The organism is Marinobacter sp. (assembly GCF_041984545.1).
Lineage (GTDB): Bacteria > Pseudomonadota > Gammaproteobacteria > Pseudomonadales > Oleiphilaceae > Marinobacter.
In genome coordinates this window covers 33,975-59,377 of sequence record NZ_JBHIXV010000011.1, presented here as the reverse complement: position 1 = coordinate 59,377, position 25,403 = coordinate 33,975, and the positions used below count along the sequence as shown (strand labels likewise).

Annotated in this window: 19 protein-coding genes; 7 read left to right on the top strand and 12 right to left on the bottom strand. The window is 59.3% G+C overall.

Annotation, left to right across the window (positions count from 1 at the left end; genetic code table 11):
- Positions 1 to 52: 52 nt before the first annotated feature.
- From ACFC20_RS07355 to ACFC20_RS07345, 3 genes are all read left to right on the top strand, one after another.
- Positions 53 to 1,912, top strand: a complete 1,860-nt coding sequence (locus ACFC20_RS07355) for an alpha-amylase (protein WP_375192431.1) — start codon at positions 53 to 55, stop codon at positions 1,910 to 1,912.
- Between the two features lie 6 nt (positions 1,913 to 1,918).
- Positions 1,919 to 2,797 (top strand): aldo/keto reductase, encoded by an 879-nt coding sequence (locus ACFC20_RS07350; RefSeq protein WP_375192430.1) that lies wholly within the window; start codon positions 1,919 to 1,921, stop codon positions 2,795 to 2,797.
- A 161-nt stretch (positions 2,798 to 2,958) separates the two neighbouring features.
- Positions 2,959 to 4,209, top strand: a complete 1,251-nt coding sequence (locus tag ACFC20_RS07345) for a substrate-binding protein (RefSeq protein ID WP_375192429.1) — start codon at positions 2,959 to 2,961, stop codon at positions 4,207 to 4,209.
- Between the two features lie 53 nt (positions 4,210 to 4,262).
- On the opposite strand, the gene tpiA is transcribed toward ACFC20_RS07345, so the two are convergent.
- From tpiA to ACFC20_RS07300, 9 genes are all read right to left on the bottom strand, one after another.
- Positions 4,263 to 5,069 (bottom strand): triose-phosphate isomerase, encoded by an 807-nt coding sequence (gene tpiA / locus ACFC20_RS07340; RefSeq protein ID WP_375192428.1) that lies wholly within the window; start codon positions 5,067 to 5,069, stop codon positions 4,263 to 4,265.
- Between the two features lie 22 nt (positions 5,070 to 5,091).
- Positions 5,092 to 6,393 carry a phosphopyruvate hydratase gene (gene eno / locus ACFC20_RS07335; protein WP_375192427.1) on the bottom strand — a complete coding sequence of 434 codons (1,302 nt, stop codon included), beginning with the start codon at positions 6,391 to 6,393 and terminating at the stop codon, positions 5,092 to 5,094.
- A 164-nt stretch (positions 6,394 to 6,557) separates the two neighbouring features.
- Positions 6,558 to 8,549, bottom strand: a complete 1,992-nt coding sequence (locus ACFC20_RS07330) for a methyl-accepting chemotaxis protein (protein WP_375192426.1) — start codon at positions 8,547 to 8,549, stop codon at positions 6,558 to 6,560.
- A 212-nt stretch (positions 8,550 to 8,761) separates the two neighbouring features.
- Positions 8,762 to 10,504 carry an ABC transporter substrate-binding protein gene (locus ACFC20_RS07325; protein ID WP_375192425.1) on the bottom strand — a complete coding sequence of 581 codons (1,743 nt, stop codon included), beginning with the start codon at positions 10,502 to 10,504 and terminating at the stop codon, positions 8,762 to 8,764.
- A 224-nt stretch (positions 10,505 to 10,728) separates the two neighbouring features.
- Positions 10,729 to 11,004, bottom strand: coding sequence for a DUF2160 domain-containing protein (locus ACFC20_RS07320; protein WP_375192424.1), 276 nt, complete (start codon positions 11,002 to 11,004; stop codon positions 10,729 to 10,731).
- A 12-nt stretch (positions 11,005 to 11,016) separates the two neighbouring features.
- Entirely contained in the window at positions 11,017 to 11,823 is an 807-nt protein-coding gene (locus ACFC20_RS07315; protein ID WP_091986086.1) for a carbohydrate ABC transporter permease, read from the bottom strand.
- Between the two features lie 10 nt (positions 11,824 to 11,833).
- Positions 11,834 to 12,700 (bottom strand): carbohydrate ABC transporter permease, encoded by an 867-nt coding sequence (locus ACFC20_RS07310; RefSeq protein WP_375192423.1) that lies wholly within the window; start codon positions 12,698 to 12,700, stop codon positions 11,834 to 11,836.
- Positions 12,700 to 13,800 carry an ABC transporter ATP-binding protein gene (locus tag ACFC20_RS07305; RefSeq protein WP_375192422.1) on the bottom strand — a complete coding sequence of 367 codons (1,101 nt, stop codon included), beginning with the start codon at positions 13,798 to 13,800 and terminating at the stop codon, positions 12,700 to 12,702. The genes ACFC20_RS07310 and ACFC20_RS07305 overlap by 1 nt, the downstream gene beginning before the upstream one ends.
- Positions 13,800 to 14,894, bottom strand: a complete 1,095-nt coding sequence (locus tag ACFC20_RS07300; RefSeq protein ID WP_375192421.1) for an ABC transporter ATP-binding protein — start codon at positions 14,892 to 14,894, stop codon at positions 13,800 to 13,802. The genes ACFC20_RS07305 and ACFC20_RS07300 overlap by 1 nt, the downstream gene beginning before the upstream one ends.
- Positions 14,895 to 15,227: 333 nt before the next feature.
- Between ACFC20_RS07300 and ACFC20_RS07295 the strand changes: the two genes are divergently transcribed.
- Positions 15,228 to 17,105: a sigma-54-dependent Fis family transcriptional regulator gene (locus ACFC20_RS07295; protein ID WP_375192420.1), complete on the top strand. Its 1,878-nt coding sequence runs from the start codon at positions 15,228 to 15,230 to the stop codon at positions 17,103 to 17,105.
- A gap of 39 nt (positions 17,106 to 17,144) precedes the next feature.
- Here ACFC20_RS07295 and glpK read toward each other — a convergent pair whose 3' ends face one another.
- Entirely contained in the window at positions 17,145 to 18,617 is a 1,473-nt protein-coding gene (gene glpK, locus ACFC20_RS07290; protein ID WP_375192419.1) for a glycerol kinase GlpK, read from the bottom strand.
- Between the two features lie 205 nt (positions 18,618 to 18,822).
- Here glpK and ACFC20_RS07285 point away from each other — a divergent pair, with 205 nt between their 5' ends.
- Together ACFC20_RS07285 and glpD are read left to right on the top strand one after the other, a co-directional pair.
- Positions 18,823 to 19,581 (top strand): DeoR/GlpR family transcriptional regulator, encoded by a 759-nt coding sequence (locus tag ACFC20_RS07285; RefSeq protein ID WP_091986100.1) that lies wholly within the window; start codon positions 18,823 to 18,825, stop codon positions 19,579 to 19,581.
- 193 nt (positions 19,582 to 19,774) lie between these two features.
- A complete protein-coding gene (glpD, locus tag ACFC20_RS07280) occupies positions 19,775 to 21,304 on the top strand; it encodes a glycerol-3-phosphate dehydrogenase (protein WP_375192418.1) in 1,530 nt (509 codons plus the stop codon).
- A gap of 205 nt (positions 21,305 to 21,509) precedes the next feature.
- Here the strand turns inward: glpD and ACFC20_RS07275 are convergent, their stop codons facing one another.
- The gene (locus ACFC20_RS07275) at positions 21,510 to 22,637 is read right to left on the bottom strand and encodes a porin (protein ID WP_375192417.1); all 1,128 of its coding nucleotides are present in this window, start codon (positions 22,635 to 22,637) and stop codon (positions 21,510 to 21,512) included.
- A gap of 343 nt (positions 22,638 to 22,980) precedes the next feature.
- On the opposite strand from ACFC20_RS07275, the gene ACFC20_RS07270 reads away from it, so the two are divergent.
- Positions 22,981 to 24,732, top strand: coding sequence for an ABC transporter substrate-binding protein (locus ACFC20_RS07270; RefSeq protein ID WP_375192416.1), 1,752 nt, complete (start codon positions 22,981 to 22,983; stop codon positions 24,730 to 24,732).
- Here ACFC20_RS07270 and ACFC20_RS07265 read toward each other — a convergent pair.
- Positions 24,729 to 25,340, bottom strand: a complete 612-nt coding sequence (locus tag ACFC20_RS07265; RefSeq protein ID WP_375192415.1) for a uracil-DNA glycosylase family protein — start codon at positions 25,338 to 25,340, stop codon at positions 24,729 to 24,731. The genes ACFC20_RS07270 and ACFC20_RS07265 overlap by 4 nt on opposite strands.
- Positions 25,341 to 25,403: the final 63 nt, after the last annotated feature.

Genomic DNA, 25,403 nt, shown 5'->3' with positions numbered 1-25,403 from the left:
GTCTGTTCTTATGGCACCCACAAGAATGAAAAACCGAACAGGAGCGCCTCTTATGCCACGCCTCGTCCCACGGAGCCCGAAACTTTGTCCGGGCCGCTGCCCGCTGTTCGCCGGTATCGCGACCACCCTGCTTTTAACTGGTTGTGCCTCCGGTCCGGGCACGGACCCACAAACACCGATGGCGGTGGCAGGACCACCATCGGTCAATGATACCAAGGGATTCTGTGAGGCGACGTCAGCCGAAATGACGATTCCGGTGGGCTCCGCCTTCCCGGACGGCACCCTGGTTCGGGATTTCTACACCGGAAAAACCGCGAGGGTAAGCGATGGCACCGTGACCATGAGCCCGGGCACCGATTCCGAGGGTCTGGTTCTGCTTGAAGAAGCCGACGCCGCCACCGGCCAATTTACCTGGGCCGGCGCCACCGTTTACTTTGCGGTAACCGACCGTTTTGCCAACGGCACTTCCAGCAACGATCTGAACTATGGCCGCAAACCCGACGGCAAGGACGAGATCGGCACCTTCCATGGCGGCGACTTCGTCGGCCTCACCGAGAAGCTGGACTACCTCAAGTCCCTGGGCGTGAACGCTCTCTGGATTACCCCGCCCTTCGAACAGATTCACGGCTGGGTTGGCGGCGGCGACCGGGGCGACTTCCAGCACTACGCCTACCATGGCTACTATGCCCTCGATTTCACCGTGCCGGACGCCAACTTCGGCACCCGGGGGGAGTTTCGGGCACTGGTGAACGAGGCCCATGAGCGCGGCATACGCGTGGTGATGGACGTGGTGATGAATCATCCGGGCTACAGCACCCTGCAGGACATGCGGACCTTTGACTTTGGTTCCCTGTATGAGGGCTTCGAGAAGCATCTGCCGGAGCGCTGGGGCGACTGGCAGCCGGAGTCCTGGGAGAATTTCCATGCCTACCACGCCTTTATCGACTACGACCATCCGGACTGGCGCCGCTGGTGGGGCAAAGACTGGGTTCGAGCCGGCATTGCCGATTACGATACGCCCCCCAACGCCTCCATTGACGAAAAGCGCGGCTCCCTGGCCTTCCTGCCCGACTTCAAGACCGAAGCCAGCGAATCCGTGGATCTGCCAATCTTCCTGCAGAACAAGGAGACCTCACGCAGCACCCAGCTGGAGAACGCCACGGTCCGGGACTACCTGATTTCCTGGCTGACCGACTGGGTGCGGGAATTCGGCGTGGACGGCTTCCGGGTAGACACCGCCAAGCACGTGGAGCCCGAGGCCTGGCTGGAACTCAAGCTGGCCGCCCAGGCGGCGTTGGACGATTATCGCCGACGGAACCCGCAGGTCGCCCTGCCTGCAGAAGACTTCTGGATGGTGGCCGAAGTGTTCCCCCATTCCGTGCGCAAGAGCGCCTACTTCGATGCAGGATTCGACGCCGTCATCAACTTCGACCTGCAGGAGGAAGCCAGGGCCGGTGCCGCCTGTCTGCCGGCCATGGAATCCATCTACAGCGACTACGCTCAGCGCCTGAACGGGCCGGACCCATTCAACGTGCTAAGCTATATCTCCTCCCACGATACGAAACTGTTCAGCCAGATTGCCGACAACGACCCGATACTGCAGAAGCGGGCTGCCGGCGCGCTGATGCTCACCCCCGGCGCGGTACAGGTATTCTACGGCGACGAATCCGGGCGGCCGTTCGGTGCGACCGGTTCCGACCCTCACCAGGGCACCCGTTCCGACATGAACTGGGCGGCCATCGAGGGTAATGAGGTGAGCGACATCCTTCAGCACTGGCGAAAACTTGGACAGTTCCGGGAGCGTCACCCGGCCGTGGGCGCCGGCAAGCACAAGCTGATCAGCCAGCAACCCTATGTGTTTTCAAGAACTCAGGGTGATGACACGGTGGTCATCGCCTTCGGACAGAAGTGAACAATCATGAGCTATTCGGATTTTCTCGGGGAAACCCCACTGATTGCCGGCATGATGCGCCTGCAGGACCATCCCGACCTGTGCCACCCCGCCAACCTCGCGGCCTGGATTGAACAGCGCCTGGACGAAGGCGTGGATACCTTCGATCATGCCGACATCTACGGCGACGGTGAGTGCGAACGACGGTTCGGTGATGCGCTGGCAGCCGCGCCGGAGTTGCGAAACCACCTTCGCATCATTACCAAGACCGGCATTGTGCCCGCCCACCGCGACCCAGCCGGCTGGCGCACCAAGCACTATCGGGCCGAAGCCGACCACGTGGCCGAGGCCATCGACGCTTCCCTGGCCCGCTTGAGAGTTGAGCAGATTGATACGTTCCTGATTCACCGCCCTGACCCGCTGCTTGAGGCGGATTCGCTGATGGCCTGTCTGGAGCGGGCGGTCAGCGCCGGGAAGATCCGCCACATTGGCGTCTCCAATTTCTTGCCTGAGCAATGGCGATGGCTCAAACAGCACACGGGATTGCCCCTGGTGTGCAACCAGAGTGAACTTTCCCTGAGCCACACCGCTGCCCTGTTCGACGGCACCCTGGAAGCCCACCTGAGCGACGGCCTGCGCTGGCTGGCCTGGTCGCCGCTGGCCGGCGGCAGCTTGCCGAATGCCCTGCCTGCGCCCCTGCTGGAAGCCGCCCGGGCTGAAACCGGGCTGTGCGAAACCGGGCTTGCCATCGCCTGGCTGCGTCAGATTCCCGGCGCGCCCATTCCGGTGCTGGGCTCACTTCGCGCAGACCGGATTCAGGCAGCGCTTCGTGGCAGCCGGGCCCGACTGTCACGGCCCCTGTGGTTTGCACTGCTCGAAGCCATGCGCAAGATGCCGGTCGCGTGAACGCTGGGACGGCGTTCACCAACCTACAAATTGTTACCCAAACTTCCACTTTAGTCCCATTGTTGCGGTCCTCCCCAGTGCCGACACTTAGGCGGTCAACAAATAATCAAAAAAAGACGCGCACTTCCCCAGTGGCGCGGAATACCTGGAGGCCAACCCGAATGACTATCAGAAAAGTGCTCTTTTCTGCGTTCCTGCTATTGCTCGTTACCACCACGGTGTCTGCCGAAACCCTGAAAATCGGACTCAATTACCCGCAAACCGGCCGCTACAAGGATCAGGGACTGCAGCAGCGCCTGGGTGCTTTCCTCGCAGTGGACGAGATCAACAAGGCGGGCGGCATCCTGGGTCGCCAGGTGGAACTGGTTATCCGCAATACCCGGGGCGAACCCGCCCGTGGCGCAGAGAACACCGCCCAACTGATTGATGGCGAAGGGGTCCAGATGGTCTTCGGCGGTGTCTCGAGCGCTGTCGCCATTGCCTCCGGCAAGGCCGCCCGGGATCGGGACCGGATCTATTTCGGCACCCTCACCTACTCCAACGCCACCACCGGTGCCGAGGGCCACTCCCATATGTTCCGGGAGCCCTACAACGCCTGGATGGCCGCCAAGGCGCTCAGCCAGTACCTGACCACCAACCACGCCAACGACGACTATTTCTACATCACCGCCGACTACACCTGGGGCTGGTCGGTTGAGGAATCCGTGCGGAAATTCTCCGGCACGGAAGACACCACCCGCCACCAGGGTGTGAAAACCCCCTTCCCACGGGCCCTGATTACCGACTTCCGGGAGGCCCTGGAAAAAGCCGACGCCAGCGGCGCCAAGGTGCTGATGATGGTGTTGTTTGGCGATGACATGGTCCGCGCCCTGAACGTTGCCTATGAAATGGGGCTGACCGAGAAGATGCAGATTGTGGTGCCCAACCTGACTCTGGGCATGGCCAGACAGGTGGGCCCCACCATCATGGAGGGCATCGTGGGTGGTTCGCCCTGGGTATGGAACCTGCCCTATGAGCGTAACTACCCCCGCGGCAAGGCGTTTGTGGAAGCCTTCTCGGAGCGCTACGAGATGCGCCCGTCCACCGCGGCGGCCTCCGCCTACAGCATTGTGTACCAGTACAAGGACGCCGTAGAGCGGGCCGGCACCACCAACACCGCCAGCGTGATCCGTGCGCTCGAAGGCCACCGCTACAGCTTCCTGAAAGACGAGCAGTACTGGCGTGCCTTTGACCATCAGAACGTGCAGACGGTCTACGTGGTCAAGATCAAGCCCCGGAATACCGTGGTTGCAGACGAGTACAGCTCTGACTACTTCAGTATCATCGACTCCATGTCGGGCGACGAAGCCGCCCAGACACGGGAAGAATGGGAAGCCAGACGCCGGGAGGCCGGCAAGCCGCTTCAGCTCTGAGATCCCGATACCGGCGCCGCCCGGTGTTCTCGAAGGACTGACCGCCGATTCGGTCAGTCTGTTTCACACTCCCCCTCGAGAACGCCGGACGCTTCTGCCAGAGCTCCCGCAATGGTTCCGAACTCATCGGCGTGCAGGGATGCCCCGCCAATCAGCCCGCCATCCACATCCGACAGGCTGAACAGCTCATAGGCATTGCCTGCCTTCACACTGCCCCCGTAGACAATCCGAACCGTCTCGCTGATGTCCTCTGCGGCCTCCGGCGCGCTCCGGGCGAAGAACCGCCGGATCTGCTGGTGCACCGCCGACACCTGCTCCGGTGTGGCGGTGCGACCGGTGCCGATGGCCCAGACCGGCTCATAGGCGACGATTCCGCTGGCCATGGCGGCCAAACCTACTTCATCGATCACCGCCTGCAACTGCTGTTCAATGACCAGCGCAGTCTGGTCGGACTCCCGTTCCTCCAGGGTTTCGCCCACACACAGCACCGGCGTCAGTCCCACCGACTGCACCGAACGATAGCGGGCGGCCACCTCCTGGTTACTCTCACCAAACAGGGCCCGCCGCTCGGAATGCCCCACCAGCACATAGCGACAGCCCATCTCCTGAAGCATGGTGGCGCTTACCTCGCCGGTGTAGGCGCCGGAGACAAAGCTGGAGGCGTTCTGGGCACCCAGCATGATGCCGGTGTAGCCCAACAGATCCCTCACCTGGAACAGATAGGGAAACGGCGGGCACACGGCCAGATCAATCGATTTCCGGAACAGTCGTAGCCGGGGCAGTACCCGCACCATCAGTGCCTGGTTCGCCTGCAGGCTGCCGTTCATCTTCCAGTTTCCGATCAGGATGGGTTTTCTCATGATGTCTCTCCGGGAAGCGGTATCAGGTATCGAGGGCACAGCGGATGGCACCAACGCCGGGGTAGAACGCGTGTGCGCCCAGGTCCTGCTCGATGCGCAACAGGCGGTTGTACTTGGCCACCCGGTCTGATCGGCACAGCGAGCCTGTCTTGATCTGACCGGACCTCGTGGCCACCGCCAGGTCGGAGATGAAGGTATCTTCGGTTTCCCCACTGCGGTGGGAGATCACGGTGGTGTAACCGGCGTCCTGGGCCATGCCGATGGCGTCGAAGGTTTCCGTGAGCGTGCCAATCTGGTTGAACTTGATCAGCACAGAGTTGGCGATGCCCATGCGAATGCCTTCCGAGATGATCGCGGTGTTGGTCACAAAGAGGTCGTCACCCACCAGTTGCACCCGCTCCCCGAGTTTTTCGGTCAGCAGTTTCCAGCCGTCCCAATCACTCTCATCCATGCCGTCCTCAATAGAGGCAATGGGGTAGCGCATGGCCAGGTCCAGCAGATAATCCGAGAAACCTTCGGAGGTGTACTGCTGACCCGCGCCCTTGAGATGGTAATGGCCGTTCTCGAAAAACTCCGAGGCAGCGCAGTCCAGAGCCAGAACCACGTCTGACCCGGGGCGGTATCCGGCCTTTTCCACGGCGGCCAGAATCAGGTCGAGGGCTTCCTCGCTGGAGCGAAGATCCGGTGCGAATCCGCCCTCATCGCCCACCGCGGTAGACAACCCGTTCTTGCGCAGCAGGGATTTCAGGGCGTGGAAAGTCTCAACCCCCATCCGGAGCGCTTCGCTGTAGCTTGGTGCACCCACCGGCTGGATCATGAACTCCTGAATATCCACGTTATTGTCGGCGTGGGCGCCGCCGTTGATGATGTTCATCATGGGCACCGGCAGGATGCCTGGCCCGTTGCAGCCGTAGAGTTCTGCCAGGTAACGGTAGAGCGGCTGCTGGCGGTAATTCGCCCCGGCATTGGCAATAGCCAGCGATACCGCCAGGATAGCGTTTGCCCCGAATCGCGCCTTGTTGGGGGTGCCATCCATTTCGCACATCAGCCGATCCATCACCAGCTGATCAAAGATCACACGGCCAGTCAGTGCCGGCGCGATCGTCTCGTTGACTGCCTGCACCGCCTGCAGAACTCCCTTGCCATTGTAGCGGCCGGCATCACCGTCACGCTTCTCCAGGGCCTCCCGGGTTCCCGTGGAGGCTCCAGAGGGCACACGGCCCTGGCCGAGGACGCCGTTTCTCAGTTCAACGTCCACTTCCACTGTGGGAAATCCCCGGGAGTCCAGAATTTCCCGGGCCCTGATTGATTGAATGCGTTCCATAGTCATTCCTGCTACATCATTGTTGTTTTCGAACCAGTTATTTGTTTTTCGAACATTTAAAACGATATTAATATTCGCAAACGAACATTATCAACCCAAAAAAGCCGCCGCTTCAGACGAGTTTGTTATATGCAAACAAACAATCCTTAGCGACGGTTTAACGCTCAGTGAATCCGGAATCGGGCCATCAGTGTTTCAATACTGGTAACCGAATCCTCCAGGCGATCACAGGTGGTGACCAGCTCATCGATACTTTCCAGGCTCTGGGCCGCCTCGCTGCTAATGTCACCAACCTGCTGTGCCACAGACTGACTGACACTTTCCTGCTCATCCATACCATGGCGAATGTGCTCCGCGCCCTGCTGGATCTGGGCCATGGCCACGCCGATACGGTCGGCGTTTTCGGAGACGCTCTCCATCACTTCCCGGACCGATCGCAACTGTTCCACGCTGTGGTCCATCGACTGCACCGATTCCGACGCTTCACGCTGCAGATCCTCTACCAGGCCTCGAATGGTGTCCGTGCTTTCGGTTGTCTTCTGTGCCAGGCCCCGCACCTCATCGGCCACCACGGCAAACCCCCGCCCGGCCTCTCCCGCGCGGGCCGATTCGATGGCCGCGTTCAGCGCCAACAGATTGGTCTGGTTGGCAATGTCGTCGATGGCCTGGGTAATCCGGCCAATATCCAGCGACGCCTGCTCAAGCTGGCGCAGCTTTCTGGCCGTCTGTTCGGCCTGGTTTTCCAGACCGGCGACACAGTCCATGCCACGCTCAGCCGCTGACCGGTTATCGGCTACCTGCCCGTTGACCTCACCCACCAGCCCGTGGGTTTCTCGCACCGAGCCGGCCACCTCCCGTGCCGACGCCTCCATCTGGGTCATGGCAGCGGCGATGGCACCGAGCTCGTCGGACTGCGAGCGGATGCGCTCGTTGAAGTCCCGGGCAAAACGCGCATTGCCGGAGGCAATGATGGAAATGTCCGATCCCGCCTGCTGGAGGCTTCCCAGTACGGTAGCCATGGCCTCTGATAGCTGATTGACGGACCCTTTAAGGTGGATGAACTCTCCGCGTGCGGGGAAATCCAGGGTTTGTGAATAGTCTCCCTCTGCCATGGCAGCCAGGTGCTCACGGGTAGCCTGAAGAGGCCGGCTGATCATCCGTCCCAGCAGAAACGAAGTGATAACGGCAAGCACCAGAACAGCCGGCAGCAGGGCGTACACCAGCGCCTCGGAGCTGCGGGCCGTTTCATCGAGGGCGAATACCGAGGCGCTGGCGCGCTCGGCAACATTCATCCCGGCCTCGTCCAGCACAGAGGCCAGGGTCGACAGGCGGCCTTCCGCCTGCATGGCCGCCTGGTCCAGTTCAAGGCGGGTCTGTCGATAGCCAGAGAACTGGCTGATGATGCCACGCTCGTCGTTAACCGCGGACAGGAAAGACTGCACCAACGCCGGCAACGCTTCCAGCCGGGGCACCTCTTCCACCAGTGCCGAGATATCCTGCTCGATGGTCTGGGTGTTGAATCGGAGATTCTCGACGATGGCGCCGAGCTTGCGGGCATCTTCCGTGCTGACCATCTGCATGATGAGCAGTTCAATGTTCGCCAGGTTTTCCATCACCGTCGTGAACAGATCGCGAATGTATATATCACTGCCTGCCGGCTCAGTTCCTTCCCGGACCAGCAATCGCTTGATCTCCGCATTATTGGCAAGAAACTCGCTCAGGCCACTGTTTACCGATTCAGAAACCGCCAGAACCTCTCCCCGCAGTGACACCAGATCTTCCGAGACCCGTCTCAGGCCAGACAATTCGGCGTCTGCAGCCTGTTTTGCCTGGCTAAACTGTGGTTGCCTGTCCGGCATTTCTGCAAGGCGCGTATCCAGCGCGCCCAGTACAGCATTCAGCTTTGTGGATGTCGCGTCCAGAGACATCTGATCTTCGGCCGCCACAATCTCGACCACAATCTTGCCGGCCTCTGACCGGTGGGCCTCCATGTCCTGAACCAATCGGCTAAGTGGAAACACGTCCGTTGTGAGTTTGTCCGTCGTGTCCGAGAAGGACGACATGATGCCGATATTGAATGCACCCCAGCACACAATAATCAGGCACAGCAGGCCAAAGCCCGCGTACAAACGGTGAATAACGGAAATTCCTGTCATTGTCAGACCCCTTCCCGCCGGCGGGACGCTCAGGCGGGCAAAACGGAGGAAAAAAGGGCCGGCAGGGTCACCCCGGGAGGGGTTTCCTTGAAATGCTTTAAAGGGGGGGAACTATAAGCAACCGGCCAAAACCCACCGTGACAACGGTGCTCTGCCTGCCGTAACCAACGGGTCCTGTTACGGCAGGCATTGCTCTTCAGGGAACCTGCGCCTTAGCGGGCCTGTTCCCAGGTTTTCAACAGCTCGTCATAGGCAACGGTCTTGCCCTGGGGCTTTTCATTGGCCAGCTTGGGCTTGGGAGCGCCCGGCTGGTCCAGCCAGTATTGCGGATCGCGCGGCTCGTTCAGCTTGGGACCACAGGTTTCCTGAACGTTGGCCCGCTGCAGACGTTCCATCACGCGGTCCTGTGCTTCAGCCAGACCGTCGAGAGCCTTCTGCGGGGTAGCCTCACCACTGGCTGCCTGGGCAATGTACTGCCACCACAGCTGTGCCAGCTTGGGGTAGTCCGGCACGTTGGTACCGGTCGGCGACCACTGCACCCGGGCCGGGCTGCGGTAGAACTCAACCAGACCACCGAGTTTCGGCGCCATTTCGGTCATGGCATCCGATTCGATATCAGACTCGCGAATCGGGGTCAGGCCAGCGATGGTTTTCTCCAGGGATACTGTCTTGGACACGGTGAACTGGGCGTAGAGCCAGGCGGCCAGACGACGCTTCTGCGGCGTGGACTTCATGAAGGTCCAGGAACCCACGTCCTGATAACCCAGCTTCATGCCCTCTTCCCAGTAGGGTCCACGGGGAGATGGCGCCATCCGCCACTTGGGCGTACCGTCCTCGTTCACTACCGGCAGGCCGTCTTTGATCATGCTTGCGGTAAAGGCGGTGTACCAGAAGATCTGCTGGGCGATGTTGCCCTGGGCGGGCACTGGGCCGGCCTCGGAGAAGGTCATACCCTGGGCTTCGGGCGGCGCATACTTCTCCAGCCAGTCAACATACTTGGTGGTTGCGTACACGGCGGCCGGGCCGTTGGTGGCGCCACCCCGGCTTACGCTGGCACCAACCGGATGACATTCCTCAACCCGAATGCCCCACTCGTCCACCGGCAAACCGTTGGGCAGGCCCTTGTCACCGGCACCGGCCATGGAGAACCAGGCGTCAGTGAAACGCCAACCGAGGGACGGATCCTTCTTGCCGTAATCCATGTGACCGTAGACGCGCTTGCCATCGATTTCCTTCACGTGCACGGAGAAGAATTCGGCAATGTCCTCATAGGCGGACCAGTTCACCGGCACACCCAGCTCATAGCCGTAGATGTCCTTGAACTGCTTTTTCAGGTCTTCGCGCTCGAACCAGTCGGCGCGGAACCAGTAGAGGTTGGCAAACTGCTGATCCGGCAGTTGATAGAGCTTGCCATCCGGGCCTGTGGTGAAGTCGAGGCCAATGAAATCGTCCAGGTCCAGGGTCGGAAGCGTGAGGTCCTTGCCTTCACCCTTCATGATGTCTTCAACCGGGAAGACCTTTCCGTACCGGAAGTGGGTACCGATCAGGTCAGAGTCGTTCACCCAGCCGTCGTAGATATTCCGGCCTGACTGCATCTGGGTCTGCAGCTTCTCGATCACGTCACCTTCCTGGATCAGCGTGTGCGTCAGGTTGATGCCGGTGATCTCGGAAAACGCCTTGGCCAGAACGTTGGACTCGTACTCATGGGTTGCGATGGTTTCAGAAACAACATTGATATCCATGCCGCGGAACTCTTTCGCGGCTTCGATAAACCACTTCATTTCCTCCATCTGCTGTTCTTTGGTCAGGGTTGACCGCTTGAACTCCTGATTCACCCACTTTTCAGCCGCCTCAGTGTACTGATCCGCACTGACCTGCAGGCTCAAACCCAGTCCTGCCGCACCGATCGCGGCGCTCAGAAACAGGGTTCGGGGATATTTATTGTTCTTGAACATATCCAACCTCGTTCGTCTTGTTTTGAGTGGAACGAATCACCGGGTGTTCCGTTCCGGTTTCATAGCGCTTTCGGGTCGCTATCCGTTGAGTCCGGAACCGATCAATGATCGATTCCGATCATTCCATAAAAAATAGTTCGTTTTCGAAATCATTACAAGCAGTTTTGTCGGTTTTTTTGCGGCCGGATGTTCGATTTAACACAACCTCCAGCCGCCCTCTCCAATCACCCCCACCGCAGCAGCACCAGGAGCCAGACCACCGAGACGGCCAGGGCAATCCAGAGCGTGATGTCACTCACCGCCAGGAAGGTCAGGTGGATATAAGCGGCCGACAACAGACCAATAAACAGGCGGTCACCACGGGTGGTGGATATCGGCAGAAAGCCTTTGCGTTCCACACAGGGCGACACAATTTCGTAAACGGTCATGACGGCAAGAATGGTGGCAATGACAGCGAAGAAGATCGCCACCGACGGAGTCCAGTTCATCCACGCAAGCATGTTGTTTCTCCTTTAAACGCGTCCGAGGGCGAACCCGGTGGCAACATGGTTGCGAACGAACCAGATCACCAGAATGCCGGGAATAATGGTCAGCACGCCGGCCGCAGCCAGAACGCCCCAGTCAATACCACTGGCACCGACGGTCCGTGTCATGATCGCGCCGATGGGCTGGGCATCCACCGACGTCAGGGTCCGCGCCAGCAGAAGCTCAACCCAGGAAAACATGAAGGCAAAGAAAGCCGTCACCCCGATGCCTGACCGGATCATCGGCAGGAAAATCTTCACGAAAAAGCGCGGGAAGCTGTACCCATCAATGTAGGCCATCTCATCGTATTCGCGAGGCACACCGGACATAAACCCTTCCAGGATCCACACCGCCAGCGGCACATTGAACAGACAGTGCGCGAGGGCAACCGCAATGTGGGTGTCAAACAGGCCAATGGACGAATACAGCTGGAAGAAAGGCAGCAGGAACACCGCCGGCGGTGCCATCCGGTTACTCAGCAGCCAGAAGAACAGGTGCTTGTCGCCGATGAACTTGTACCGACTGAAGGCGTAGGCCGCCGGCAAAGCCACCAACAGGGTGATCACCACGTTCATGGACACGTAGATCATCGAATTGATGTAGCCGTTGTACCAGCTAGGGTCGGTGAAGATGACCGCGTAGTTGTCGAAGGTGAACTTTTCCGGCCACAGAGTCAGGCCGCTCAGGATCTCCTGGTTGGTTTTGAACGACATGTTCAGGAGCCAGTAGATCGGGGTCAGCAGAAGCACGATAAAGATCGTGATTCCCAGGTTCTTGGATCGTGTCTGTTTCATCACAGTCTCCTTATTTTTCTTTGTCGGCGGCGGTGATGGCGGTAAAGAACAGCCATGAAATCAGCAGCACGATCAGGAAGTAGATCAGTGAAAACGCGGCTGCGCGCCCCAGGTCGAACTGGCCGATGGCCATGGTGGTCAGGGTCTGGCTCAAAAAGGTGGTAGAGCTGCCCGGACCGCCCCCGGTCAGTACAAAGGGCTCGGTGTAGATCATGAAACTGTCCATGAACCGCAGCAGCACGGCGATGATCAGCACGTTCTTGAGGCGCGGGAGCTGGATGTAACGGAATACCGCCCACCGGGAGGCGCGGTCTATCTCCGCAGCCTGGTAGAACGCCTCCGGAATGGCCCGAAGCCCGGAGTAACAGAGCAGCGCCACCAGCGGGGTCCAGTGCCAGACATCCATCAGCAATACCGTGAGCCATGCATCGAGGGTGTCCCCGGTGTAGTTGTAGTCAAAACCCAGGGAGTTCAGTGCCCAACCAAACAGGCCAATGTCGCCACGACCGAAGATCTGCCAGATAGTGCCCACCACGTTCCACGGAATCAGCAGCGGAATCGCCAGCAGGATCAGCGCCAGGGACGCCTTGATGCCGGACTTGGGCATCATCAGCGCAACACCGATGCCAAGCGGGATCTGGATCAGCAGAACGGCGCCGGAGAAAATGAACTGCCGGATCAGCGATTCCTGCAGTCGCTCGTCATGGAGAATGATTTCGAACCACTCGGTGCCTACGTAGTAGGCGCTGCCGGGTCCGAAGATGTCCTGAACCGAATAGTTCACAACAGTCATCAGAGGAATCAGGGCCGAAAAGGCCACCAGCAAGAAGACCGGCAGCACCAGCCACCAGGCGCGATTATTGGGAGTCTTGGTCATTATTCCTGCTCCTTGATCAGAAACTCGTCCACGTAAAGCATCAGCCACTGACTGGGGAATGACAGATGCACCCGGGAGCCGATGTCGGCCGAGAAGTCCTCGTTCTGGCGGACTTTCAGGGTCTCCGGTCCCAGTTGAACAGTCACGATCTTGTAGGTGCCCAGGTCTTCAACGTCCCGGACTTCGGCTTCGAAGGTTTCATCGGAGGGCTGCGCCGAGATTTCCACAAACTCCGGGCGGATACCGATCTTGATATTGCCGGACTTGAGGCGCTGGAGCGCCTCCACCTTCCAGCTGTCCAGGGGCACCACGATGCTGCCGAAGCAGACTCCGCGGGGGCAGCGCTGGACCTCAATGAGGTTCATGCCCGGACTGCCAATGAAAAAGCCAACAAAGGTGTGGTTCGGCCGCTCGAACAGCTCCGTGGGCGTGCCAAACTGAACAATCTGGCCGCCGTACATCACCGCGATCTTGTCGGCGAAGGTAGACGCCTCCAGCTGGTCGTGGGTCACGTACACCATGGTGATGTCGAACTGCTCGTGAATCTGCTTGAGCTTGCGCCGCAGCTTCCACTTCAGCTGCGGATCAATGACCGTAAGAGGCTCGTCGAACAGGATGGCGGACACGTCCTCCCGTACCAGCCCCCGCCCCATCGACACCTTCTGCTTTTCGTCGGCGGTGAGGTTCTTGGCTTTCTTGTAGAGCTTGTCCTGGATTTCCAGAACCTCGGCGATCTCGTGCACCCGGGCCTTGATCTTGGACGCCGGTATCTTGTTGTTCTTCAGGGGGAACGCGAGGTTATCGAAGACTGTCATCGAGTCGTAGATAACCGGGAACTGGAACACCTGGGCGATGTTGCGGTCCCGGGGCGACAGCTCATTCACGCGCTTGCCGTCGAACAGGACATCCCCCTCCGAGGGCTGAACCAGACCGGAAATGATGTTCAGCATGGTGCTTTTACCACAGCCGGAGGGCCCGAGAAGGGCGTAGGCGCCGCCCTTGTGCCAGACATGGTCAAGCTGGCGGATGGCGTAATCGTCCGGTCCCGTTGGCGCGCTCACATAGCTGTGGGCAAGTGATTTCAACTGAATTTCAGCCATTACTGAGACCCTCCTGCAACCCGGGCCGGCGTGTGCACCAGTTGCTCGTTGCTATCAAACACAAACAGCTTGTTGATGGGCAGGTACACCTTGATGGGCGCGCCCGTGTGGTACTGGTGCACGCCCATGAGCTGGAGCACCATCTCGAAATGGCTGTTCTCCACGTGCATGAAGGTTTCCGAGCCACTGATATCACTCAGTTCCACCTCCATGGACATTTCCAGATCGTCGTCTCCGGTGGGCACCAGGCCAATGTGGCTGGGACGGATACCGAACCAGTAATCACCCGGGGCGAGCTTCGACAGTTCCTTGGTAAGAGCGTGGTGGGAATACTCGTCGAAGGTCACTTCGGTTTCTGAAACCCGACCGCGGATCATGTTCATGGGCGGCTCGCTGAACAACTGCGCAGCGAGTGTGTTCACCGGCGCGCGGTAAACGTCCATGACCGGCCCGGTCTGTACCACTCCACCCTCGTGCAGGAGCGTGGTGGTGCCGCCCAGGGCCAGCGCTTCATTCGCTTCCGTGGTCGCGTACACCGCAATGCACTGGCGCTCCCGGAACAGATCCCGCAGTTCGGCCCGCAGTTCTTCCCGGAGTTTGTAGTCCAGGTTCACCAGGGGCTCGTCGAACAACACGAGGGTGGCGTCTTTCACCAGGGCCCGGGCCATGGCCGTGCGCTGCTGCTGGCCGCCGGACAGTTCCAGCGGGTAACGTTTGAGCAGCGGATCGATCCGGAGCATGGCGGCCGTCTCCTTGACCCGCCGATCGATCTCCGATTCCGCCATCTTTGCCAGACGCAGTGGCGAGGCGATGTTCTCGTACACCGTGAGATTGGGATAATTGATGAACTGCTGGTAGATCATCGAGATATTGCGGTCCTGAACGCTCTGCCCTGTTACGTCTGTGCCGTTGTAGATCAGCCGGCCGGTGTCGGGCTTGTCCAGACCGGCCATCAGACGCATCAGTGAGGTTTTTCCGGCCAGTGTGCGGCCGAGCAGAACATTAAAGGAACCTGCCTCGAAGGTGAGGCTGGCATCCCGTATGTAGTCGACACCGTCGACAGCACGGGAAATATTTTCCAGTGTTAAGGACATAGGTTTTCCTTTTTGTTCTTGTGGAAACGCACTCCGGGCCCACTCAACGGGGCCCTGGAAATTCGATTTCGAATCTTTGTACGCAAAGCCCGTACCAGATCCACACGTGACATAGGTACTCTTACCTATAACACTGAAATGCATGCCTTTTTCTGAAACCGATTATTTCTTATTCGAAAATACGAATGTTCGTTTAGCAATACTTTGTTCAAATTGAACATTGACGTGAACACCAATTGCACAGATCATTGAGCAACCATCCAGGGCCGTTGGGCCTGTTTTTTTCGCAGGGACGTGACCCAGAACAACAAACGAACAGTCGAGTGTTTGCTGATGGATAGAAACGAATATTCGGACGATCGAGACGTTATCGCCAATTCCTGGAATCGCTGCATTGCCTGGGGGCTCGACCAGGATCACGAGCCCACCCCACTCTGCCCGGAACCGGTTCGTCTGGAGGAAATCACACGAAAATACGAGGAACTGCTCTCGGTAACCGAGGCCGAAGTGCTGCCCTACTACCGGAACGTTCTGTCCAACAGCCGCTGCCTGATATTGCTGGCAGATCAGCACGCCACGGTGCTGAACAGCTGGGGCGATGAGCGTATTACCGAGGCGCGACTGAAACCCTGGTTCCGGCCGGGCGCGAACTGGCAGGAACAGAATTGCGGCACCAACGCCATCGGCACCGCCATCGCCATCGGTGCTCCCGTCCAGATCCAGCGCAACGAGCACTTTCTGAAATCCAATCGCAGTATCATCGGGTCTGCCGCCCCGATTTTTGACGCCCACAAACAGATTGCCGGCGTGCTGAGTGTGTTCAGTGACGCCTATCTGCCACAGGCTCACACCCTGGGCATGGTCCGGCTGCTCTCGCAGTCGGTGGAAAACCGATTGATCAGTCGGCAGTTCGGAGCGGACCATTTCCAGATTACGCTCAACACAACAGCCGATAACTTCGATAGTCCCTGGTCGGGCATTCTCGTTTGCGATGATGCCGGCTATGTGATTGCCGGCAATCAGCGGGCGGACCAGCTGCTCGCCACCGCGACCGCCAATACCCGGCTCGATGAGCTGTTCACAACACACCGCAATCACATTCTCGGCCATCCGGAAACCGACCCCCTTCAGCTGACCACCCGCAGCAGGGTCAGGCTGTACGCCCGGGTCCGGCGACCCGCCAACGTGCCCGGCACCAAACCCCAGGGCGCTCCGGCGCCGCTGCCAACGGATCAGCCCGGCAGCCAGCCGCTCGATATTAATCACCTGGAATACGGAGATTCGGCGGTTAAACGCTGTGCCAGCCAGAGCCTGAAGGTTCTTCAGCGGGGGGTTCCGGTGCTGATCACCGGAGAGACCGGCGTCGGCAAAGAGGTTCTGGTGAAAGCCCTGCATCATGCCTCACAGCGACGAGATCAGCCTCTGGTGGCCGTGAACTGTGCGGCGATACCGCCAGAACTGGTGGAATCGGAGTTGTTCGGGTACGAAGCCGGCGCCTTTACCGGCGCCCGGGCCCAGGGTTCCGTCGGCTTCATCCGCAAAGCGCACAAGGGCATTCTGTTTCTGGATGAGATCGGCGAGATGCCGCTATCGGCACAGTCGCGGCTACTGCGGGTGTTGCAGGAAAGGGTGGTGACACCCGTTGGCTCCACCGAGAGCGTCCCGGTAGACATTCTGCTGGTTACGGCGACCAACCGACCGCTTGCCACCCGCATCGACCACGGCGAGTTCCGGGCCGATCTGTATTACCGGATCAACGGCCTGTGCGTGGAACTCCCCGCCCTCCGGCACCGTGCCGACCGACGGCAGCTGATTCAGGCGATCTACGATCGGCATCGGGACCCTGGCCAGAGTGACACGTTATCGCCACGTGTGCTTTCCGCTCTCGAGAACCATCCCTGGCCCGGCAACATCCGGCAACTGGTCAACGTTCTGCGGGTTGCGATCGCGATTGCAGACGGAGAGGATTTGCAGATCTGGCACCTGCCAGAAGATTTCCTGGCCGAATTTGAAGCCAGTGCTGTTGAAGTAACGCAGGAGCCCGTCCCTGACACGGTGGATCCTGCGAACGGCATGCAGCCAGCGGACCCGTTGGCGCGGACTCTTCAGGTTTACCACAAGTGCACCGGCAACATTTCGCAGGCGGCCCGCGAACTGGCCATCAGTCGCAATACGCTCTACAAGCGCCTGCGGGAACTGGGCGTTCGCTAACCCTGGTTCCCGCGGGGCGGGATAAACCGCAGGCCGTTGTTACAGTTTCTGGACCGCCTGAATCCAACCCTCGTAAAGGCTGTCCCGATGCTCCTTGGTCATGACCGGCTCAAAACTCCGGTTGCACCGCCACAGGTCGGAGAGTTGTTCCAGAGAGCTGTAGACACCAGCTTTCAGGCCGGCCAGGTAGGCAGCACCCAGGGCGGTGGTCTCCACCAGCGAAGGCCGGTCTACCCGCGCGCCCAGGATGTCGGCCAGGAACTGCAGTACCCAGTTGTTGGCCACCATGCCTCCATCAACTCTCAGGGTAACGGGACGAATGCCGTCCTTCTCCATGGCCTTCTGCAGATCCTTGGTCTGGTAGCACACCGACTGCAAACCGGCGGTCACGATTTCCTTGATCCCGGTATCCCGCGTGAGCCCGAAAATGGCCCCGCGCGCGTTGGGGTCCCAGTAGGGCGCACCCAGGCCGGTGAACGCCGGTACGAGATAGACACCGTGATCCACCGGCGTCCCCTCCGCCAGCGGCTCGGTCTCACAGGCGTCACGGATGAGCTGAAGACCGTCACGCAGCCACTGAATGGTGGCACCGGCAATAAAGATGCTGCCCTCCAGGGCGTAGGTCGGCTTGCCGTTCACCCGATAGGCCACGGTGGTCAGTAACCGGTGTTTGGACTGCAGGGCTTTATCGCCGGTGTTCAGCATCAGGAAACAGCCGGTACCGTAGGTGCTCTTTGCCATGCCGATCCCGAAACAGGTCTGTCCGAACAGCGCGGCCTGCTGGTCGCCGGCAATGCCCAGGACCGAGGTGCCGTTGAGAGCACCGCCGTGGGTGATCTGGCCAAAATCGTCCGCCGAGTCCATAACTTCAGGCAGCAGGGACTCGGGTATGCCGAAAAGCTCCAGCAACTCCGGGTCCCATTTCTGGGTGTGGATATTGAACAGCAGGGTACGGCTGGCGTTGGTGGCATCCGTGCGGTGCTCCCGGCCTCCAGTCAGCCGCCAGAGCAGGAAGCTGTCTACGGTTCCAAAAGCCAGCTCGCCGCGCTCCGCTCGTTCGCGCACGCCGGCAACGTTCTCCAGGATCCAACGGATCTTGGTTGCCGAGAAATAGGGATCGATCAGCAGACCGGTTTTGCCGTTGACCCAGGATTCCAGGCCCTCGGCCTTCAGGGATTCGCAGTAGGAGGCGGTACGCCGATCCTGCCAGACAATGGCGTTGTAGACCGGTTCGCCGGTCTTGCGGTCCCAGATCAGGGTGGTTTCCCGCTGGTTGGTAATGCCCACAGCCACCACCTCGCCCCGCTCGCCGCATTCTTCCGACATCACCGCATCACAGGTCTGCGTTACCGAGGACCAGATGGCTTCCGGGTCGTGCTCAACCCAGCCGCTGGCGGGGAACTGCTGGGGGAATTCCTGCTGACGGGTGGCGTGAATGTTGCCCTGCAGGTCAAAAAGGATAGCTCGGGAACTGGTGGTGCCCTGATCGATGGAAAGTATGTATTGGCTCATGGTTTGTTCGACCTCGCTTTCTTATTTTTTCGCATTTTTACCTTTTTGAACATCAAAGCCAAGTCATTTTCACGACAATCGCGCACTGACGGGCCAGAGCGCACCAAAAGAGCTGCATAAGCCGCTGAAAACAACTAAACTTCAGAATATTTTCGCCAATGCAGCATTTCGAATGAGAACGATCACTCAGGCACAGGGGGTTTGAATGGCACAGCGTCGTCGACAGGATCTGATCATGGAGCTGATCCAGCAGAATGGATTTGTGACCACTGAACAGCTGGTGGACCAGTTCAAGGTCACGCCTCAGACGATCCGCCGAGACCTCAACGAGCTGGCCAAACAGAAAAAACTCCGCCGACACCATGGCGGCGCGGGCATTGACTCGAGCACGGTCAATACCGCCTACCAGGCGCGCAAGATCATGGACCTGGAGGCCAAGGAACGCATTGCCGAAGCTCTGGTGGAGATGATCCCCGACAACTCCTCCATGTTTATCAACATTGGCACCACCACCGAAACCATCGCCAAGGCGTTACTGGAAAAGAACAATCTGCAGGTGGTTACCAACAACCTGCACGTTGCCTCCATACTCTCCGCCAAGGAAGACTTCCATGTCATCATCGCCGGCGGGGAGGTGCGCAACCGGGACGGCGGTATCGTTGGCGAAGCTACCCGGGATTTCATCAACCAGTTCAAAATGGACTTCGGCATCATTGGCATCAGCGGCATCCACAACGACGGCTCGCTGCTGGATTTCGACTACCGCGAAGTGCGGGTAGCCCAGGCCATCATCGCCAACTCTCAGCAGGTGCTGCTCGCGGCGGACCACTCCAAGTTCGGCCGCAACGCCATGGTCCGGCTGGGCAGCATCACCCAGGCCGACCACGTGTTTACCGACCAGCAGCCGCCAGTGGAAATTCGTCAGCTCCTCACCGAACACAACGTTCAGCTGCACCTCGTCTGATCTGACAGCGTTTTTTCGATTCCCTCCCTTTTCGAAAATGTGATCGCCCACATATTTTCGCTTTTTTTCTAATTTTTCCTTTACGAAGATGCATGCCTTTCGCATAATGATAGGCAGACCGCGTTAAGAACTTTGAGATGCGCGCGAAAGAACCGTGCGTCTTATCCAAATTGGCGTCAGGAGATGACCAACAATGACTATGGAGCACGACCAGTTTGACGTTGTTGTCGTTGGCGGTGGGGTCAACGGCACCGGCATTGCCATGGATGCAGCAGGACGGGGACTGAAAGTCCTACTGTGCGAAATGAATGACCTCGCATCGGCGACCTCATCGAGCAGCAGCAAGCTGATACACGGCGGCCTCCGGTATCTGGAGCACTACGAATTCCGTCTGGTGCGTGAAGCCCTGGCCGAGCGGGAATCATTGTTGCGGAACTCACCACACATTATGTGGCCCATGCGCTTCCGTCTGCCCCACCGCCCTCACCTGCGCCCGGCCTGGATGATCCGCACCGGCCTGTTCCTGTACGACCACCTGGCCAAGCGGGAAATTCTCCCGGGCTCCCGTTCGATCCGTTTTGACAGTTCCGACCCCCTGAAGCCGGATATCACCAAAGGCTTCGAATACTCGGATGGCTGGGTAGACGACGCCCGGCTGGTGGTGTTAACCGCGAAAAAAGCCCAGCAGTTCGGCGCGCAGATCCGCACCCGCACCAAGTGCGTCAAGGCCGAACAGGGCAACACACACTGGAAGATCACCCTGCGTGACATGACCAGTGAGCGCGAAACCACCGTCACGGCCAAGGCAATCGTCAATGCGTCGGGCCCCTGGGTCAGCAAACTGTTCGGCGAGACGCTGTCCATGCCGGCGCCCAAGATGATCCGCATGGTCAAGGGCAGCCACATTGTGGTGCCACGACTGAACAAGGGGGATGAGGCCTACATTCTCCAGAACGAGGATGAGCGGATTGTGTTCGTAATTCCCTACGAGGACGAATTCTCCCTGGTGGGCACCACAGACGTGGATTACGAGGGTGATCCGAAGAAGGCAAAAATCTCCCCGGAGGAAACAGACTACCTGCTGGACATCGTGAACTCCCACTTCAAGCGTCAACTGGCGCCGTCGGATGTGGTCTGGTCCTACAGCGGGGTCCGCCCCCTTATGGATGACGAGGAAGAGAATGCCCAGAAAGCGTCGAGGGACTACTCCTTCGAGGTGAACAGCGAGAAAGGCAAGGCGCCGCTGATTTCGGTATTCGGCGGCAAGATCACGACCTATCGAAAACTGGCCGAGGCCGCCACCGACAAGCTTTGCCAGTTCTTCCCGGAAGCCGGTGGGCGCTGGACCAAGACCGGCGTGCTGCCGGGTGGTGACTTCTCCAACCACGAGGAACTCGAGGCTACTCTGAAGCGGGATTTTCCGTGGCTGGAGCAGAAGGTGATCGAACGCTACGTTCGCACTTACGGTACCAGCAGCTACGAGATCCTCAGGGATTGCAACGCCATGGAGGACCTGGGCAAGCACTTCGCGGGCACGCTCTATGAACGGGAGGTTGGCTACCTGGTCTGCAACGAGTGGGCGATGACCTCCGAGGATATCCTCTGGCGCCGGACCAAGCAGGGACTGTACGCCTTGGAGTCCGATGTCGAAGCCCTGGACCGTTACCTGATGAAAACGGTCACGCCACAGACTCACAGAACCGCTCTCCACCACAGCGCCTGACGCTCTCTCAGGCATCTTTGCTCCGGCCGGATGATCTCCGCCCGGAGCTTTTTTGGTGCCAAAACCGTAGATTCCGGGCTGTGGAGAAGTCGGGCAGGCAGAGGCTCCTCCCAGACATCCCCGGAATCTGAAAAAAAAGGTTGAGGCGTTAACCCCAACCTTTTTTGCTTCGAGTTATCAGGGTACTGGCCCCAGAACGCACCAATCAGAACGTCAGCTGCGAACCGAAGATGATTGCGTCGTACTCTCCCTGGCCGTTACCGGTACCAAGGGTGGTGTATTCGGCCATCAGGGTCAGGTTGTCGGTTGCCGCGTAGCGGGCGAACAGCATAGTCAGATCGGTATCGTCGCCATCACCGGCAACAAAATCGTCCTCCCCTTCACCGTAGCTGACACCCAGGGTGGTGCGGTTGAGCTTGTACGTGGTTTCGACGTACCACTGGCTGGCTTCTTCTTCGTTCGGGTCAAGGCGTGCAGCGAACACGTAGTTGCCGGTGCCTTTGGTTATGCCGTAGTTGCCGCGAACCGTCAGATCGCCCAGGGAGACCGAGCCACCGAAGTCGACACCGGACATGGTGTAGTCATCAAAGGCTCCGGTTTTGGAATCCACGTCCTGGGTGAAACCGCTGGACCAGAGAGAGAAGTTGCTGCCGGAATAAACCACGTTGGCTTCGATCCGGGGCATGGTGTACTCCGCGTCGGCCACGCCGTCCACCTTGGAGGGGCTGAACAGACCCACCTTGAACTGAAGGCCACCCAGGTCGTTGGAGGTGTACATTACCCGCGGGGTGAAGTTGGCATAGAAGTAACCGTTGCCAATTCGGCCAGCCGTCGCGGCAACCTGGTCCGGCCCGCCGATCAGGCCCACACCCAGGGCGCTGCCATTGTCGCCGATGGCAGGCACGCCATAGATACCAAAGCCCTTACCGATGTTCACCGTACCAAAACCACCAGCAACGGCAATTTCGGACACCCGGCTGCGGAAATTGGCCTCCGCGTCTCCGGGGGCAATGTCAGCGTTCATCTGGAAGTGACCGGAGACCTGCAGGCCGTTCTGGGTCGGTGCGTAGATGTTGGTCTGAAGAGTCGCCGGGTTGAAGCCGGTTGTGATTGTGAAGGAGTCTTCGTCGGTCGGCTCATCATAGTTTCCGAATACGGCAAAGATCGGAATGTGGCCGTTGAAACCTACCTTCCAACCATTGTCGGATTCGAGGGAAACCTCGGCCATGGCCGGCGTGGCAACGCCAGCAGCCAGAAGCAGCGCGGCTGCCAGGGGCGCCTTGCGGAAAGAGCGGGAGTTGGACGACATGGGAACTTTGTTGTTTTCGATCATGGTAGCTTCCTGTTTTTGTTAGCGCTTGAGTCGCACTGACCACCGACACCGGGGCCGCTTGTCAGCACCGTTAACGAACTGCGATTCGCTTTCGTTCGAAGATCAGACAGTTCGAAACAGAACAAATCTAGCGCCGAAAACTTTAAATGAAAAGTTTATGATCGAAAAAATTTTCGTTTAGTGAGATTTCAGTATTGCTGGAATCCACAAAAATACACGTAAATACCTGTTTTATTTATTTTTAACACCTACGAATCGACTATGAATTATTTTCGTTGACGAACCTTTTCGCGAACTCTATGATCGGTTTTTGTACGAAAACCAACAAAAACAAGAGGCGATCATGAAAACATTCACCGCTCTGGTTATCCTGACGCTCCTGCTCGGTCGCACCACTCTGGCCGGTCCCCTGTTCGACGGACTGTCACCGGAAAAACAATCGCTTATTCGCGCACTGATTGCGGACCACTTCCCGGACTCCACTCTGTCGCCGGAAGAACAGGCCGAGGAACTGGCGTGGTTTGTTCATGCCGCCAGCGGCCTGCAGAACCGGGAGATATCGGTTCTTTCCGAGCAACTACCTACCCACGATTACGAAGCCGAGGTACTGGCCCCGGCCTTCTCCCAACTGACCGGTATTGCCGTTACCCATGACCGCAAGCCCGAGGGTGAAGTGATCCGGCAGATCAACCTGCAGCGCATCATGGCGGCCAAGGGTCGCTATGATGCGTTCGTGAATGACTCCGACATGATCGGAACACACGCTCGCAGCGGCTGGGCGCTCGCGCTGAGCGATTACATGGAGGGCGAGGGCAAGGCGTTCACACTGCCGAGTCTGGCGCTTGAGGATTTTATCGGCCTGGACTTTGTGACCGGCCCGGATGGCAAACTCTATCAACTGCCCGACCAGCAGTTCGCCAACCTTTACTGGTTCCGCTACGACTGGTTCCAGCGTCCGGAATTACGGGCGCAGTTCCGGGATCGCTACGGTTATGAGCTCGGCGTACCGGTGAACTGGTCCGCTTATGAGGACATCGCCGAGTTTTTCAGCGTTCACGTCAGGGAAATCGACGGGCAACGCGTCTACGGCCATATGGACTACGGCAAACGGGATCCTTCCCTTGGCTGGCGCTTCACCGATGCCTGGTTCTCCATGGCAGGCGCTGGCGACAGGGGCATTCCCAACGGGCTGCCCGTGGACGAATGGGGCATTCGCATGGAAGGGTGCCATCCGGTCGGATCATCGGTCAGTCGTGGTGGCGCCACCAATAGTCCGGCTGCGGTCTATGCCCTCGAGAAATACATTGACTGGCTTGATCGCTTTGCCCCGCCTGAAGCCCGTGACATGACTTTCTCCGAGGCCGGCCCCGTTCCGGCACAGGGCCAGGTTGCACAACAGATCTTCTGGTACACGGCATTTACCTCCGATATGACCCGTGAGGGACTGCCAGTGGTTAACGAGGATGGCACGCCGAAATGGCGTATGGCACCCTCTCCGCGCGGTGCCTACTGGGAGGACGGCATGAAGCTGGGCTACCAGGACGTTGGCGCCTGGACCATACCTCGCGCCATGGGCGCAGAGCGCCAGAAAGCGGCCTGGTTGTATGCCCAGTTCACAGTTGCAAGAACGGTCTCGCTGCAGAAAACGCTTTACGGACTGACTCCGATCCGTCTGTCTGACCTGGAGTCTCCACAAATGCAGCAGAAGGCGCCGGCCCTGGGCGGGCTGGTAGAGTTTTACCGCAGCCCGGCGCGACTTGCCTGGTCTCCAACCGGGGTTAATGTGCCGGACTACCCGCGCCTCGCCAAGCTCTGGTGGCCCAACATCGCAGACGCAGTAACCGGCAGGGTGAGCCCTCAGCAGGCGCTAGACAACCTGGCTGCCGCCCAGGACCGTACACTCTCGGTTATCGAGCGAAACTTTCTGGCCGGTGACTGTGGGCCGAAGATGGCGGAAGGCGCCGACGTTCGGGGAGCCGAGTGGTGGCTGGCTCAACCTGGCGCCCCTAAACCAAGGCTTGCCAACGAAAAGCCAAAAGGCGTCACCATTCGCTACGAGGACCTGCTGAGGCAGTGGGAAGTGGCAGGCGGTTAGTCCTCTTCGCCGGGCCCCAGTAATCGCGCCACCCGCTTCTGCAGTGCGGGGATTACGTCGGCCTCAAACCAGGGATTACGTCGCAACCACAGATTGTTTCGGGGGCTTGGGTGCGGCATGGGCAGCACGGCGGGCCAATGCTCCCGCCACTGCCGAACCGACTCTGTGACCGATCGCCGCGGTCCGGGCAGGTGCCAGGCGTGGGCGTACTGGCCGATGACCAGGGTCAGCTCAATATGGGGCAAGCGATCCAGCAGCACCTGTCGCCAGGCCGGGGCACACTCGGGCCTGGGAGGCAGATCGCCGGACTTGCCGGTGCCCGGATAACAGAAGCCCATGGGCAGGATGGCCATTTTCTGTTCGTCGTAAAAGGTGTCCCGGGTAACGCCCATCCATTGCCGGAGCCGGTCGCCGCTGGGGTCGTTGAACGGCAGCCCGGTCTCATGTACGCGTCGGCCTGGGGCCTGCCCTACCACCAGAATACGGGCGCTTTCGGCCATCTGGATGACCGGCCTCGGGCCCAGGGGCAGATAGTCCGCGCAGATCGTACAGGCCCGCACCCGGCGGACCAGTTGACCAAAACTAAGGTGTGCAAGCTCGTCAGTCATCGGTTATTGGCTTCCCCGGCGATTGCATCATCTCGCGAATCCCGTAACGATAGGAGCACTTCT